The sequence below is a fragment of the Streptomyces venezuelae genome, assembly GCF_008642355.1.
GTDB lineage: Bacteria > Actinomycetota > Actinomycetes > Streptomycetales > Streptomycetaceae > Streptomyces > Streptomyces venezuelae_B.
Window position 1 is genome coordinate 1,140,001 of the sequence record NZ_CP029193.1, and the last position, 13,437, is coordinate 1,153,437.

Here is a 13,437-nt window from a genome sequence, read left to right on the forward strand (position 1 = left end):
CCCGTCGTCGCCTTGGTGAGCCATTACCTCACCAACAAGCTGATAGGCCGCGGGCTCATCCTTCACCGCCGGAGCTTTTAACCCTCCCTCAGGAGAGGGAAGGTGTTATCCGGTATTAGACCCCGTTTCCAGGGCTTGTCCCAGAGTGAAGGGCAGATTGCCCACGTGTTACTCACCCGTTCGCCACTAATCCCCACCGAAGTGGTTCATCGTTCGACTTGCATGTGTTAAGCACGCCGCCAGCGTTCGTCCTGAGCCAGGATCAAACTCTCCGTGAATGTGTACCGGTAATCCGGTGACACAGCACGAGAGCGGAACGGTCGGGAGGAATAATCCCGTCCGTTCACAGCGTCCTCGCTGTGTTTTTCAAAGGAACCTCCAACTCACCGAAGTGAGCCGGGGTTATCAACATATCTGGCGTTGACTTTTGGCACGCTGTTGAGTTCTCAAGGAACGGACGCTTCCTTTGTACTCACCCTCTCGGGCTTTCCTCCGGGCGCTTCCCTTCGGTGTTTCTTTTGTTCTTGCGTTTCCGACTCTACCAGACTCTTTCGTGTCCGATTTCCTCGGTGCCTTTCCGGTTCCCGCTCCGGCCTTTCGGCTTTCGCGTTTCCCTTTCCGGCGGTTCCGACTTTATCAGGTCTCATTCGACTCTCTGACCACGGTCACCGCAGACATGCGGAACCGGACCCAGGGATAGGATCTGATCTGAAGGATGCCGCCGGGACCGGACGCTTGCTTGCGTCCCACAGCCCCAGGCAGGAGTACGACTGTACATCGGCCTCCGGGCGGGCGCAAATCGCTTGTGCACTGCCTCTACTCCCGCCAACCGGGACCACTCGTGCGGAACCGGGACTTCTTATGACTTACGCTTCTGAACAGTGCGTCGTCCAGGACAGGTAGTGACGGCGGCTATGAATCTCCACCCCCTGGGAGGCTTGCCATGACCAGTGTTTCGTCCCCGCTCGCAGGACGTGCCATTGGGCTCTCTGCTGTACCGGATCCCGTGTTCTCAGGCGCCATGGTCGGGCCCGGCACGGCCATCGATCCCGTACGTGAGCCCTCCGAGGCCGTCTCTCCCGTGGACGGCATCGTCGTCTCTCTTCACCCCCACGCCTTCGTGGTGGTCGACGACCAGGGTCACGGCGTGTTGACGCACCTCGGCATCGACACCGTCCAGCTCAACGGCGAGGGCTTCGAGCTCCTCGTCAACAAGGGCGACACCGTGCAGCGCGGCCAGGCCGTGGTGCGCTGGAACCCGTCGGCCGTCGAGGCCGCCGGCAAGTCCCCGGTGTGCCCCATCGTGGCCCTCGAGGCCACCGCCGAGTCCCTCTCCGACCTCGTCGAGGACGGCGAAGTGAAGGCCGGCGACGCTCTCTTCAGCTGGAAGTGACGTCAACGCCGTCGTCTGACGGCACGCAGGACAACCACCGCGACGGCTGGGCCCGTCGCACTACCGGAGACGGGTGAAATGGAGACAACGCTGCGAGGCGTCGGTGTCAGCCACGGAGTGGCGATCGGCGAGGTCCGGCACATGGGCACGGCGGTTCTCGAGCCGCCGGCGAAGCAGATTCCCGCGGAGGAGGCCGAGCGCGAACAGGGGCGTGCTCGCCAGGCCGTGGAAGCTGTGGCGGCCGACCTGAACGCGCGCGGCAATCTTGCCGGTGGCGAGGCCCAGGCGGTGCTCGAGGCGCAGGCCATGATCGCTCAGGACCCGGAGCTCATGTCCGACGTCGATCGGCGCATCACCGTGGGCAGCACGGCAGAGCGCGCTGTCTACGACGCGTTCTCCCACTACCGCGAACTGCTGGCCGGCGCCGGTGAGTACATGGCCGGTCGGGTGGCGGACCTCGATGACGTGCGCAACCGCATCGTCGCCCGCCTGCTGGGCGTCCCGATGCCGGGTGTTCCGGACAGCGACCAGCCGTACGTGCTGATCGCGCGTGACCTCGCACCCGCGGACACCGCACTGCTCGACCCTGCTCTCGTGCTCGGCTTCGTCACCGAAGAGGGCGGGCCGACCAGCCACAGCGCGATCCTCGCGCGTGCGCTCGGTGTACCGGCGGTCGTCGCGCTGCCGGGCGCCGGTGAGCTCGTCGAGGGCACGGTCGTGGCCGTGGACGGCAGCACCGGTGAGATCTTCGTGGACCCGAGCGCCGAGAAGCGGGAGCAGCTCGAGGCTGCCGCCGCCGAGCGCAAGGCCGCGCTGGCCGCGTCGACCGGTCCTGGCGCGACGTCCGACGGGCACAAGGTTCCGCTGCTCGCCAACGTCGGCGGTCCCGCCGACGTGCCGGCGGCCGTGGAGGCGGGGGCCGAGGGTGTCGGCCTGTTCCGTACCGAGTTCCTGTTCCTCGACGACAGCACCAAGGCGCCGTCGGAGGAGAAGCAGGTCGAGGCGTACCGCAAGGTGCTGGAGGCCTTCCCCGAGGGCCGCGTCGTCGTGCGTGTGCTGGACGCCGGTGCTGACAAGCCGCTGGACTTCCTGACGCCGGCCGACGAGCCGAACCCGGCACTCGGCGTGCGCGGGCTGCGATCGCTCCTCGACCACCCCGAGGTGCTGCGGACGCAGCTGACCGCGCTGGCCAAGGCCGCCGAGGGTCTGCCCGTCTACCTGGAGGTCATGGCGCCGATGGTCGCGGACCGTACCGACGCCAAGGCGTTCGCGGACGCCTGCCGTGAGGCGGGGCTGCAGGCGAAGTTCGGCGCGATGGTCGAGATCCCTTCGGCCGCGCTGCGGGCACGGTCGATCCTCCAGGAGGTCGAGTTCCTCTCGCTGGGCACCAACGACCTCGCTCAGTACGCCTTCGCCGCCGACCGGCAGGTGGGCGCGGTGTCCCGGCTGCAGGACCCGTGGCAGCCCGCGCTGCTCGACCTGGTCGCCCTGTCCGCGGAGGCGGCGAGCGCCGAGGGCAAGAGCTGTGGCGTATGTGGCGAGGCGGCTTCGGACCCGCTGCTCGCGTGTGTGCTGACCGGTCTGGGTGTCACCTCTCTGTCGATGGGTGCGGCGTCCATTCCTTACGTGCGTGCGACGCTCGGCAAGTACACGCTGGCTCAGTGCGAGCGTGCCGCGTCGGCGGCGCGTGCCGCTGACAGTGCGGAAGAGGCCCGCAAGGCCGCGCAGGCGGTGCTGTCCGGCGAGTAGCCGACAGACGCTGGGTTTCGAGGGCCGCCCCGCCGTTCGGTGGGGCGGCCCTCGTGTGTTCAGTGCGTGTGGCCCCCTTCGGGTTCGTCGGGTTCGAGGTTCGGTGCGGCGCAGTAGTCGACGTCGGACTCGGGGGCTACGAGCTCCCCGGTGATGGCATCGGTGCAGTAGGCGTCGAAGACCTCGGCCTCGGTGAGGGGCTGGAGTCGGCCGCCGTTCATGCGCCAGCCCTGGACTCGGTCGCGGGTGCCTTCGGCGCTCGAGCGCAGCACCATGCCTGCGGCGCGGTGGGTGGCGATGCCGACGGCGAGGACCGTCGCGAATTCGAGGGCCTCGGTGTGGTCGAGCAGGGCTCGGCCTTCGGTGTCCACCTCGACGTGGAGCGCGGCGAGGAGGGTTTCGGGGTCGGAGGGCACGCTGCACACGAGGTGGCGGGTGCCGGGTTTGGTGGTGTCGAGGGCTTGGGTGATGAGTGCGGAGGCCCGGTTGAAGGCGGCTTGTCCGATGTCCTCGCCGCAGGTCGCGCAGGCGCCTGCGCGGGCGAGGACGACGGTCGCGTACTCCCAGGTGGCTCGGCGGATCGCTTCGTCGACGAGGTCGGGGAGGAGGTCGGCAAGGGGCTGTCCGTCGTACGGGACGGTGGGGCCGCCCGATGCCAGCGCCGCGGTGAAGCGGCTGCGGCTCTCGGAGGTGTCCGGGTTCAGGCCGGTCTCCGCGCAGTACGACTGGTACTCCTCGGGGTCGAAGAGCGCGATGGTCGTGTGCCGGCCCTGCGAGGCGAGAGTCCTGAGGAGGCCTTCGACCTGCTGGAGGTAGGTCTCGTGGTCGTCGAAGGTGAAGGTGCGGTAGCGGCGCATGGCCGCGAAGTCCTCCTCATCGGCCAGCAGGCCGATGGTTCCGGCGACTTCGCGGCGCAGTGCTCGTCGCATCGTGTCGTTTCGGGTGTGCGTCATGACTTTCCCCCTGCACTCGGTCGATCAATGCTCACTCACAGTAACGAGAGGCACTGACAATCGCCGATGAGCTGGGAGGAAGCCGGTTTGTCAGGCGCGTTCGCGGGCCAGGTCCGCGTAGAAGTCAAGGAGTTCGAGGCGGTCGACGGAGCCCGGATTGACCGCCTTGTCCATAGGTGTCCCCTGCAGAAGTCGCTTGACCGGGACCTCGATGCGCTTGCCGGTGAGGGTGTGCGGGATGCCGGGGACCTCGATCACCTCGTCGGGGACGTGGCGCGGGGAGAGCTGCTCGCGAATCGTCCGCTTGATCCGGTCGCGGAGGGTGTCGTCGAGGGCGGCGCCTTCGGCGAGGTGGACGAAGAGCGGCATCCAGTAGCCGCCGTCGGGTTGTTCGACGCCGATGACCAGGGATTCGCGGATCTCCGGGAGGCGTTCGACGGCTTCGTAGATGTCGGCGGATCCCATGCGGACGCCCTGGCGGTTGAGCGTGGAGTCTGAGCGGCCGTGGATGACGACCGAGCCTCGTGAGGTGAGGGTGATCCAGTCGCCGTGCCGCCAGACGCCGGGATAGGTGTCGAAGTAGCTCTCGTGGTAGCGGGTGCCGTCGGGGTCGTTCCAGAACTGGATGGGCATGGACGGCATGGGGTTGGTGACGACGAGCTCACCGACCTCGTCGGTGAGGGGCTTGCCATGGGGGTCCCAGGACTGCAGGTCCGTACCGAGGCAGGGGGCCTGGAGTTCTCCGATGTGCACGGGCAGCGTCGGGACGGCTCCGGCGAAGCAGGAGCAGACGTCGGTGCCGCCGCTGACGGAGGCGGTCCACAGTCCGCCCGGGGTGTCGGCGAATTCGTCGTGCAGCCAGCGGAACCCGTCCGGGGGCAGCGGGGAGCCGGTCGTGGCGACGCAGGTGACGCGGGAGAGGTCGAAGTCGCGGGCGGGGTGGACGTCGGCCTTGCGGCATGCCATGACGTACGCGGCCGATGTGCCGAAGAGCGTGGCTCCGGTGCGTTCGGCGATGCGCCACTGGGCCGCGGTGTCGGGGTGCCCGGGGCTGCCGTCGTACAGGACGATCGTGGTGCCCGTGAGGAGGCCGGAGACGAGGAAGTTCCACATCATCCAGCCGGTCGAGGTGTACCAGAAGAAGCGGTCCTCGGGGCCGAGGTCGCAGTGCAGGCCCAGCTGCTTGAGGTGTTCGACGAGGATGCCGCCCTGGGACTGGACGATCGCTTTGGGCAGGCCGGTGGTGCCGGACGAGTAGAGCACCCACAGGGGGTGGTCGAACGGTACGGCTTCGTAGGTGGGGGCGGTGTCTCCCGAGGTGAGAGCCGACCATTCCAGGGCGCCCTCGGGGGCCTCGGTGCCGAGCAGCGGAATGTGCACGACCGCGCGGAGGCTGGGCAGTTCGGCGCGGAGTTCGGCGACGGTGTCGCGGCGGTCGTGCTCCTTGCCTCCGTAGCGGTAGCCGTCGACGGTGAACAGGACGACCGGCTCGACCTGCTGGAAGCGGTCGAGGACACTGCGGGCGCCGAAGTCGGGGGCGCAGGAGGTCCAGACGGCGCCGACGGCTGCGGTGGCCAGGAGGGCGACGACGGCCTGCGGGATGTTCGGCAGGTAGCCGCTGACGCGGTCTCCGGGGCGTACGCCGAGGGTGCGCAGTTCCGCCGTCAGGGAGCCGACTTGGCGGCGCAGCTCGTCCCAGGTGACGGATTGCGGGTCGTGGCTCTCGTCCACGTGGAGGAGAGCGGGAGTGTTCGCGCGCGTGGAGTCGTCGGCGGCGCGCAGCGCGTGTTCGGCGTAGTTGAGCGTCGCTCCGGGGAACCACTCGGCTCCGGGCATGGTGCGGTCGCCCAGTACGCGCGCGTAGGGGGTGGTGAAGCGGACGTCGAACCAGTCGGTTACGGCCTTCCAGAACGTCGCGAGTTCGGTGACCGACCAGCGGTGCAGCGCTCCGTAGCCCCCGTCGGCCGGGGCTCCGTAGTGCTCGGCGGCCCAGGCCTGGAACCGTGTGACCTGCGCTGCGGCGATCCTCTCGGGGCTCGGCTGCCAGAGCGGCGCAGGGTTCGCTGAGGACGTCATGGGGCGGCTCCCGGACTGTACGCGTCGTATGCGTGTGGAGTGCGCACGTGCTGGGTGTGCGCGTGAACACGGCTGCTAGGACGATGCCATGTGATCGACTTCCGCACCAGGGTGTGCCCCACACAGTCGGTTCCGTGGCTGTGTGGTGTCACCCCAGGTGAACGGCCAATGAACGGGGCACACATACGGCTTCGTCGGTGGCAGGGTGAGCAGCATGAACGGTCGTGACCTGGTGCGTTCGGTGAAGGTGGTCGGCATGGTCGGCACGGCGCAGGGGTTGCGCACGGTGCGCTCCTCGTGGCGCAGATGGCGGGCGGACGCGGCGGCGGTCGTGCCCCCGGGCACGGAGCGCGCGCGGGTGCCGGGGCCTGTGACGGGGATGGAGCGGGAGCCGGGCGGTGGTGTGGTGCGGTTCGCCCGTGCCGAACTCCGGGTGCGGGTGACGGCGGGCGGGGCGGTCTTCCTGGGGTGGGACGGGGCGGAGCCGGAGCCGTCGTACGCGTTGGCGGGGCGGAGTCCGGAGGCGGATCCTCGGGCCGTCCTGGAGCCCGACACGGAGGGCGGCTGGCGGGTGGTCTCGGAGCGTGTGACGGTGGTCGTCTCGCGGTACGGGGCGGTGGAACTGCGCACGCCCGGCGGTGTGACGCTGCGGCGGGATCTGCCGCCCCGCTGGTGGGAGCGGGCCGATGGTGGCGCGGGGCGCTGGGTGCAGCGGTCGGAGGTGCCCGCGGAGGCGCGGTTCTTCGGTCTCGGCGGCCGGTCCTCGGGGCCTCGGCTGCGGAACGGGACCTACCTGCTGTGGAACACGGATCCCGGTGGATCGTTCGGGCCCGGTGACGATCCGCTGTACATCACCATGCCGGTGCAGATGGTGGTGGCCGACTCCGGCACGCATCTGGTCTTTCACGACAACACGTGGGAGGGCGCCGTCTCGGTCCACGAGGGTGCGGAGGGTGCCGGTTCCGGTCATGACAGGGCCGGTTCGTGCGAGGTGCGGATGAGCGGCGGTCCGCTGCGGTACTGGGCGATGGTCGGCACTCCCGCGCGCGTGCTGCACTCCTGGGCATCGCTGACCGGTCCGCCGGCGCTGCCGCCCTCGTGGGCGCTCGGGCATCATCACGCGCGGTGGGGCTTCGGCAGCGAGCAGGAGGTGCGGCGGATCGTCGCCGGGTACCAGGAGCGCGGGCTGCCGTTGGATGCGGTGCACCTGGACATCGATCACTACGAAGCGCACCAGGTGTTCACCGTCGACAGGGAGCGGTTCCCGAAGCTGCCGCAGTTGGCGGACGAGTTGCGCGAGGGCGGGATCCGGCTCGTGTCGATCGTCGACCCTGCGGTGAAGTACGAGCGGGGAGTCGAGGCGTACGACAGTGGGATGGCCGCCGATGTCTTCGTGCGGGATGCGACGGGGCGTCCGGTGCGCGGTGTCGTGTGGCCCGGGGAGGCGGTGTTTCCCGACTTCACCGATCCTCGCGCGCGTGAGTGGTGGGGCACGCTCTACAAGGAGCGTCTGGATCAGGGTTTCTCGGGTTTCTGGCACGACATGAACGAGCCGGTGTCGTTCGCCGCGTTCGGTGAGGCGACACTGCCGCGGTCGGCGCGGCACTCCTTGGAGGGGCGTGGCGGTGACCATCGTGAGGCGCACAACGTGTACGGCCTCGCGATGGCCCGTGCCGGGTACGAGGCGGTGCGTGCTCTGCACCCGGAGGAGCGGCCCTTCTTGTTCTCGCGTTCCGGGTGGGCGGGGATGCAGCGCTATGGAGGGACGTGGTCCGGGGATGTCTCCACTGGCTGGCCGGGACTTCGGGCGTCGCTGTCGCTGGTGCTGGGGCTCGGATTGTGCGGTGTGCCGTACTCAGGGCCCGACGTGGGCGGTTTCGACGGGAGTCCGTCGCCGGAGCTGTATCTGCGGTGGTTCCAACTGGGGGCGTATCTGCCGTTGTTCCGTACGCATGCGGCGATCGGGGCGGGGCGGCGTGAGCCGTGGGAGTTCGGCGACGAGGTGCTGGGGCTCGCGCGTGGGGTGCTCGTCGAGCGCAGGCGGCTGTTGCCGTACTTCGTGACGCTCGCCCATCTCGCGCGGCGTACCGGCTCTCCCTATGTGCGGCCTTTGTGGTGGGGGAACCCGGAGGACAGGTCCCTGCGGGACTGTGAGGACGCGTTCCTGCTCGGTGATTCCTTGCTGGTGGCGCCGGTGCTGGAGAGCGGTGCGGTGCGGCGGTCGGTGCGGTTGCCGCGGGGGCGCTGGTACGACACGGCGACCGGCCGGGCGTACGAGGGGCCGGCGAAGGTCGTGGTGGACGCTCCGTTGTCGCGCATCCCGGTGTTCGCGCGTGCGGGCACGGTGTTGCCGGTGCGCGGGTGTGACGGCGGCATCGAGTTGGAGGCGTGGGCGCCCGCCCAGGGGCGTTCCGGGGGTGGGGTCGTGGTGGCCGACGCCGGTGACGGATGGGCGGAGGCTGAGCTCGAACGGTTCACGACGCGGTGGAGCGAGGGACGGGTCGTCGTCGAGCGGGAGGGGGGCGAGGACGGGCCCGCACCGGGGCGTTCGGTGCGGGTGCGGGGTGTGGACGGGTGAGGGTCAGTCGCGACGCAACGGGTGGCCGCGGCTGAGGGCCGGGCACCCGTTGTGTCGTCGGCCGAGGGCGGCCCCTGAGGCGGGGTCCGACTGCGGCCGCCGAGTGCGATGCGGTCCGCTGGGGGGCCGGTGGCGGTTGCGGGTCAGTAGCGGCCCTCGAACCACGCGCGTGCCGCCAGTGTGTGCAGTGGGAAGGCGAGTTCCTGGGGGCGGCGCAGCAGATGCCAGCCTTCGGTCTCGTCCGTCGGAGCGGACGGCGGCAGGTCCGCGGCGGGCCGTGCGGGGAGGAGGCCGAAGATCAGGAGGTAACCGTCCGCGCTCGCGGCGTCGGCCAGGCGCACGTCGCGGCTCTCCACTCCGATGCCGGTCTCTTCCTTGAGCTCTCGGACGACCGCGTCGCGCCAGTCCTCCCGGTGGTCGACGTACCCGCCGGGCAGTGCGATGCCTCCCCGCGCGGGAGCGATGGTGCGGGTGATGACGACCAGGCCGGTGCCCTGGGTGTCGTACACGGGCTGGAGCGCGACCGCGACGGGCAGGGGGTTGCGGTAGGCCACCGCGCCGCAGTCGGCGCAGGTGCGGGGCCAGCCCACGGGCTGGTCTTCGTAGGACGTCCCGCAGCTCGAACAGTGGGAGCCCGGAACGGAGTTGGTGGAGTGTGGGGATGCTGACACGCCGCGGACTGTATCCGATCCCTGTCGCGCCGGTCTTTCGCGGGTGGCGGTGATCCTGATAGACGCTGGGACATGACAGGACTTGTCCCCGCCCTGCGGAATCTTGCCCTCTGCGCCGCCGCTCTGCTCTCCGTGGCCGCCGTCCCCTCCCCCGCGTCCCCCACGCACGCGCGTGCCGACCCGCAGGCTCCGAAGGAGTTCGTCGCGCTGCGCGACGTCGACCCGACGATCATTCAGGAGATGCGTTACTTCACGCCGCACAACTTCGTCGGCGAGCCCGTTGACGGCTACAGGAAGCCGATGTGCATCCTCACTGAGCCCGCGGCGAAAGCCCTGCACAAGGCACAGCGCAAGCTCCTGCGCAGGGGCTACTCGCTGAAGGTGTACGACTGCTACCGGCCGCAGCGGGCCGTCGACCACTTCGTGCGCTGGGCCGAGGATCTCGCCGATGAGCGCATGAAGGCGGAGTTCTATCCCCGTGTCGACAAGTCGCGGCTCTTCGCGGACGGGTACATCGCGGAGAAGTCCGGGCACAGCCGGGGCTCGACGGTGGACCTGACGGTGGTGCGGCTGCCCGCCCTGCCGACCCGGCCGTACATCCCGGGAGAGCCGCTCAAGCCCTGCTTCGGGCCGCGTGCCGAGCGCTTCCCCGACAGCTCCGCGGACATGGGGACGGGGTTCGACTGCTTCGACACCCTCTCGCACACGGACGACCCCCGGATCAAGGGGAAGCAGCGCGCCAACCGCGACCTCCTGCGTGACGCACTGGGCAGGGAGGGGTTCGTCAACCTGCCCGAGGAGTGGTGGCACTACACGTACAAGCCCGAAACGTTCCCCGACACCTACTTCGACTTCCCCGTCTCCCGAAAGTCGCTGCGGGGGAAGTGAGGTCACCGGCACCACAGGTGGCGTAGGGGGTGTCCGGGACCACCCCCGTCGGCCCCGGACACCCCCTACCGATACTCGGACGCGAAAGAAGGCCATCCGGTTCACCGCCGGCCGCCGGATTCCACTCCTTCGGCGAAAGCCCGCCACCTGATGACGTTTCCGGCACCCCCTGACGAAAGACGGTTGCCCGTGGCACACTTCTGACGTCCCGTCAGTTCTGCTGCCCTGGAGGAGTCTTGCCGCGAACGCGCACACCAGTGGTGGACAACTGGTTCGCCGGGGAGGGTGACGACTTCCGTCTGCTGGGCACGCGCTGCGCCGCGTGCGCCTGTGTCTTCTTCCCGCGCGAGGACGGCTTCTGCCGCAATCCCGGCTGTGCGGGCGGCGAGCTGGCCGAGGTGCCGCTGTCACGGCGCGGGCGCGTCTGGTCGTACACCGACGGCCGCTACCGTCCCCCCGCTCCCTACGTCTCCGACCCGGAACTTCCCTGGGAGCCCTACACGTTGATCGCGGTGGAGCTGGAAGCGGAGCGGATGGTGGTGCTCGGGCAGGCCGTACCCGGGGTCGCCGTGACCGATCTGGAGGTCGGCATGGAGGTGGAGGTCGTCCCAGGGGTCCTGAACGAGGACAACGGGACGACATGGACGACCTGGCACTGGCGGCCCGTGGAGGTGGGCGCATGACCACGGAGGTGGCGGTGCTCGGCGCGGGCATGCACCCCTGGGGCAAGTGGGGGCGCGGTTTCGTCGAGTACGGCGTGGCGGCGGCACGCGCGGCGCTCGCGGACGCCGGGATCGCGTGGCGGGATGTGGGCTCGATCGTCGGGGCGGACACGGTGCGCGGCGGCTATCCGGGGTACGTCGCGGGGGCCACGTTCGCCAAGGCGCTCGGCTGGCAGGGCGCGCGCGTGGCGAGTGTGTACGCGGCCTGCGCGTCCGGCGCCCAGGCGATCGGCACGGCACGGACGCAGATCCTCGCCGGCATGGCCGATGTGGTCCTGGTGGTGGGCGCCGACGCGGCACCGAAGGGGTTCTTCCGTCCAGCGGGCGGGGACCGGCCCGACGACCCCGACTGGCTGCGGTTCCGCGTCCTCGGAGCGACCAATCCGGCCTACTTCGGCCTGTACGCGCGCCGCCGGATGGCCGTGCACGGCGACACCCTGGACGACTTCGCCCAGGTCAAGGTGAAGAACGCCGCGGCGGGCGCACTCAACCCGAACGCGCGCTACCGCAAGCCGGTCGCCGTGGAGGAGGTCGCCGCCTCAGCCGTTGTGGCCGATCCGCTGCGGCTGCTCGACATCTGTGCCACCTCGGACGGCGCCGCGGCCCTGGTGCTGTCCAGCATGGACTTCGCCCGTCGCCACGGAGCGGCGGATCCGGTGCGCATCCGCGCGGTGTCCACCGTCACCCCGACGTATCCGACGACCGTGCTCGACCTGCCGGACATCGCGACGGACTCGGCGGCTGTCGTGGCCCCCGCCGACGGGACGTTCCGGGCGTCCATCGCGCGCGCGGCGTACGAAGAAGCAGGCATCGGCCCCGAGGACATCTCGCTGGCGGAGGTCTACGACCTCTCGACCGCGCTGGAACTCCAGTGGTACGAGGACCTGGGCCTGTGCGGCGAGGGCGAGGGGGCCAAGCTGCTGCGCGACGGGGTGACGGCGTCCGGCGGACGCGTGCCCGTGAACACCAGTGGGGGTCTCGCCTCCTTCGGGGAAGCGGTGCCCGCGCAGGCCATCGCTCAAGTCTGCGAAGTGACGTGGCAGTTGCGAGGGACGGCAGGGGCGCGTCAGATCGAAGGGGCGCGTGTGGGAGTCACCGCGAACCAGGGGCTTTTCGGGCACGGTTCGTCGGTCGTGGCGGTGCGCTGAGGCCCTCCGCAGGACAGTGGAGCGGCTCCGTGTGGGTGTCGGGCGACCCGGGCGACTCGCGGGCGCCCGACAGCCCGTCACGGGCGCCGTGGAGGAAGCTCACGCGCCGGTTAACCGTTGCCGTCCGCGACCTTGACGCTCCATCACCATCGGTGAACACTTCCGGGTGTCAGTCGGCGTCGCCGCACCTCGGCTCCCCGCGCACAGAGCCTCTGCGCGCGTGCGGGGTCGGCACGAAGGGCCTGTTCAGCCTCTTCGACAGGTCATCCCCCATCGGCGATCCGACTGTGACGGCACGCTCGCCATGGGCGCCGGGCGGGGTTCGGGAGACCTCTGCCTCCGGCTGCGTCAGCCGGGCGTATCCAGGCGGTAGTCGTGGGAACGCACCCTGCACGGAGGACCGGGGCGCACTGCCCCGGGCGAGGGCCTAGGAGCCGCCCATGTACTCGAACGGGGACATCTTCGTCGGTGAGGTCATCGGCACCGCGATTCTGATTCTTCTCGGCGCCGGTGTGTGCGCCGCCGTCACACTCGGCCATTCGAAGGCGAAGGCCTCCGGGTGGGTCGTCATCGCCTTCGGATGGGGCTTCGGCGTGCTCGCCGGCGCGTACACCGCGGGACCGCTCTCCGGTGGACACCTCAACCCCGCCGTCACACTCGGCATCGCGATCGACACCGGCGAGTGGGACAAGACCTGGATCTATGTCCTCGGGCAGATGGTCGGCGCGATGCTGGGCGCCGTCCTCGCCTACCTCGTCTACCTGGCGCAGTTCAATGCCAACGTCACGCGCGGCGCGAAGGGCGACTCGGAGGGCGTGCACGTGCCGACGCCGACGCTCGGGATCTTCTCCACCATCCCCGAGATCCGGAACCCGGTCGCCAACATCATCACCGAGGTCATCGCGACGATCGCCCTGGTGCTGCCCATCCTGGCCTTCGGGCTCACCAAGGGCCTCGGCGAATCCGGCACGCAGACGCTGATCGTGGCCTTCCTCGTCGTCGGTATCGGTCTCTCCCTCGGTGGTCCCACGGGGTACGCGATCAACCCCGCGCGCGACCTCGGTCCGCGCATCGTGCACACGTTCCTGCCGATCCCCAACAAGGGCACGTCCGACTGGAGCTACGCCTGGGTTCCGGTGGCCGGGCCCCTGATCGGCGGGGCTCTCGCGGGCCTCATCTACAACGCAGCCTTCTGAGTCTGCGCACCTTCTGAGTCTGCGCACCTTCTGAGTCTTCTCATCAAGGTCATCAAGGGGTAG

Annotated in this window: 10 protein-coding genes and 1 rRNA gene (1 of these 11 only partly in view); 7 read left to right on the forward strand and 4 right to left on the reverse strand. The window is 69.7% G+C overall.

Annotated elements, in window-relative coordinates; genetic code table 11:
* Positions 1-278 (reverse strand): 16S ribosomal RNA (locus DEJ47_RS05310) (it extends 1,248 nt beyond the left edge of the window).
* Between the two features lie 665 nt (positions 279-943).
* Here DEJ47_RS05310 and DEJ47_RS05320 point away from each other — a divergent pair.
* Positions 944-1,393, forward strand: a complete 450-nt coding sequence (locus DEJ47_RS05320; protein WP_150165426.1) for a PTS glucose transporter subunit IIA — start codon at positions 944-946, stop codon at positions 1,391-1,393.
* A 78-nt stretch (positions 1,394-1,471) separates the two neighbouring features.
* Positions 1,472-3,142: a phosphoenolpyruvate--protein phosphotransferase gene (ptsP, locus tag DEJ47_RS05325; RefSeq protein WP_150165428.1), complete on the forward strand. Its 1,671-nt coding sequence runs from the start codon at positions 1,472-1,474 to the stop codon at positions 3,140-3,142.
* A gap of 59 nt (positions 3,143-3,201) precedes the next feature.
* Here the strand turns inward: ptsP and DEJ47_RS05330 are convergent, their stop codons facing one another.
* Positions 3,202-4,095 carry a hypothetical protein gene (locus DEJ47_RS05330; RefSeq protein ID WP_150165430.1) on the reverse strand — a complete coding sequence of 298 codons (894 nt, stop codon included), beginning with the start codon at positions 4,093-4,095 and terminating at the stop codon, positions 3,202-3,204.
* A gap of 90 nt (positions 4,096-4,185) precedes the next feature.
* Positions 4,186-6,171 (reverse strand): acetoacetate--CoA ligase, encoded by a 1,986-nt coding sequence (locus tag DEJ47_RS05335; protein ID WP_150165432.1) that lies wholly within the window; start codon positions 6,169-6,171, stop codon positions 4,186-4,188.
* Positions 6,172-6,385: 214 nt separating this feature from the next.
* Here DEJ47_RS05335 and DEJ47_RS05340 point away from each other — a divergent pair, with 214 nt between their 5' ends.
* Positions 6,386-8,749, forward strand: coding sequence for a glycoside hydrolase family 31 protein (locus tag DEJ47_RS05340; RefSeq protein WP_150165434.1), 2,364 nt, complete (start codon positions 6,386-6,388; stop codon positions 8,747-8,749).
* Between the two features lie 143 nt (positions 8,750-8,892).
* On the opposite strand, the gene DEJ47_RS05345 is transcribed toward DEJ47_RS05340, so the two are convergent.
* Positions 8,893-9,420 (reverse strand): NUDIX domain-containing protein, encoded by a 528-nt coding sequence (locus DEJ47_RS05345; RefSeq protein WP_150165436.1) that lies wholly within the window; start codon positions 9,418-9,420, stop codon positions 8,893-8,895.
* 72 nt (positions 9,421-9,492) lie between these two features.
* On the opposite strand from DEJ47_RS05345, the gene DEJ47_RS05350 reads away from it, so the two are divergent.
* From DEJ47_RS05350 to DEJ47_RS05365, 4 genes are all read left to right on the forward strand, one after another.
* The gene (locus DEJ47_RS05350) at positions 9,493-10,308 is read left to right on the forward strand and encodes a M15 family metallopeptidase (RefSeq protein ID WP_150165438.1); all 816 of its coding nucleotides are present in this window, start codon (positions 9,493-9,495) and stop codon (positions 10,306-10,308) included.
* A 257-nt stretch (positions 10,309-10,565) separates the two neighbouring features.
* Positions 10,566-10,991: a Zn-ribbon domain-containing OB-fold protein gene (locus DEJ47_RS05355; RefSeq protein ID WP_150175447.1), complete on the forward strand. Its 426-nt coding sequence runs from the start codon at positions 10,566-10,568 to the stop codon at positions 10,989-10,991.
* A complete protein-coding gene (locus DEJ47_RS05360) occupies positions 10,988-12,178 on the forward strand; it encodes a lipid-transfer protein (protein ID WP_150165440.1) in 1,191 nt (396 codons plus the stop codon). Before DEJ47_RS05355 ends, DEJ47_RS05360 begins: the two co-directional genes overlap by 4 nt.
* A gap of 440 nt (positions 12,179-12,618) precedes the next feature.
* Positions 12,619-13,374, forward strand: a complete 756-nt coding sequence (locus DEJ47_RS05365; RefSeq protein ID WP_150165442.1) for an MIP/aquaporin family protein — start codon at positions 12,619-12,621, stop codon at positions 13,372-13,374.
* Positions 13,375-13,437 lie beyond the last annotated feature (63 nt).

Bases quoted from the DNA above. Each gene is read 5' to 3' on its own strand.
- DEJ47_RS05320 (WP_150165426.1), top strand. From the start codon at position 944: ATGACCAGTGTTTCGTCCCCGCTCGCAGGACGTGCCATTGGGCTCTCT.
- ptsP (WP_150165428.1), top strand. From the start codon at position 1,472: ATGGAGACAACGCTGCGAGGCGTCGGTGTCAGCCACGGAGTGGCGATC.
- DEJ47_RS05330 (WP_150165430.1), bottom strand. From the start codon at position 4,095: ATGACGCACACCCGAAACGACACGATGCGACGAGCACTGCGCCGCGAA.
- DEJ47_RS05335 (WP_150165432.1), bottom strand. From the start codon at position 6,171: ATGACGTCCTCAGCGAACCCTGCGCCGCTCTGGCAGCCGAGCCCCGAG.
- DEJ47_RS05340 (WP_150165434.1), top strand. From the start codon at position 6,386: ATGAACGGTCGTGACCTGGTGCGTTCGGTGAAGGTGGTCGGCATGGTC.
- DEJ47_RS05350 (WP_150165438.1), top strand. From the start codon at position 9,493: ATGACAGGACTTGTCCCCGCCCTGCGGAATCTTGCCCTCTGCGCCGCC.
- DEJ47_RS05360 (WP_150165440.1), top strand. From the start codon at position 10,988: ATGACCACGGAGGTGGCGGTGCTCGGCGCGGGCATGCACCCCTGGGGC.
- DEJ47_RS05365 (WP_150165442.1), top strand. From the start codon at position 12,619: ATGTACTCGAACGGGGACATCTTCGTCGGTGAGGTCATCGGCACCGCG.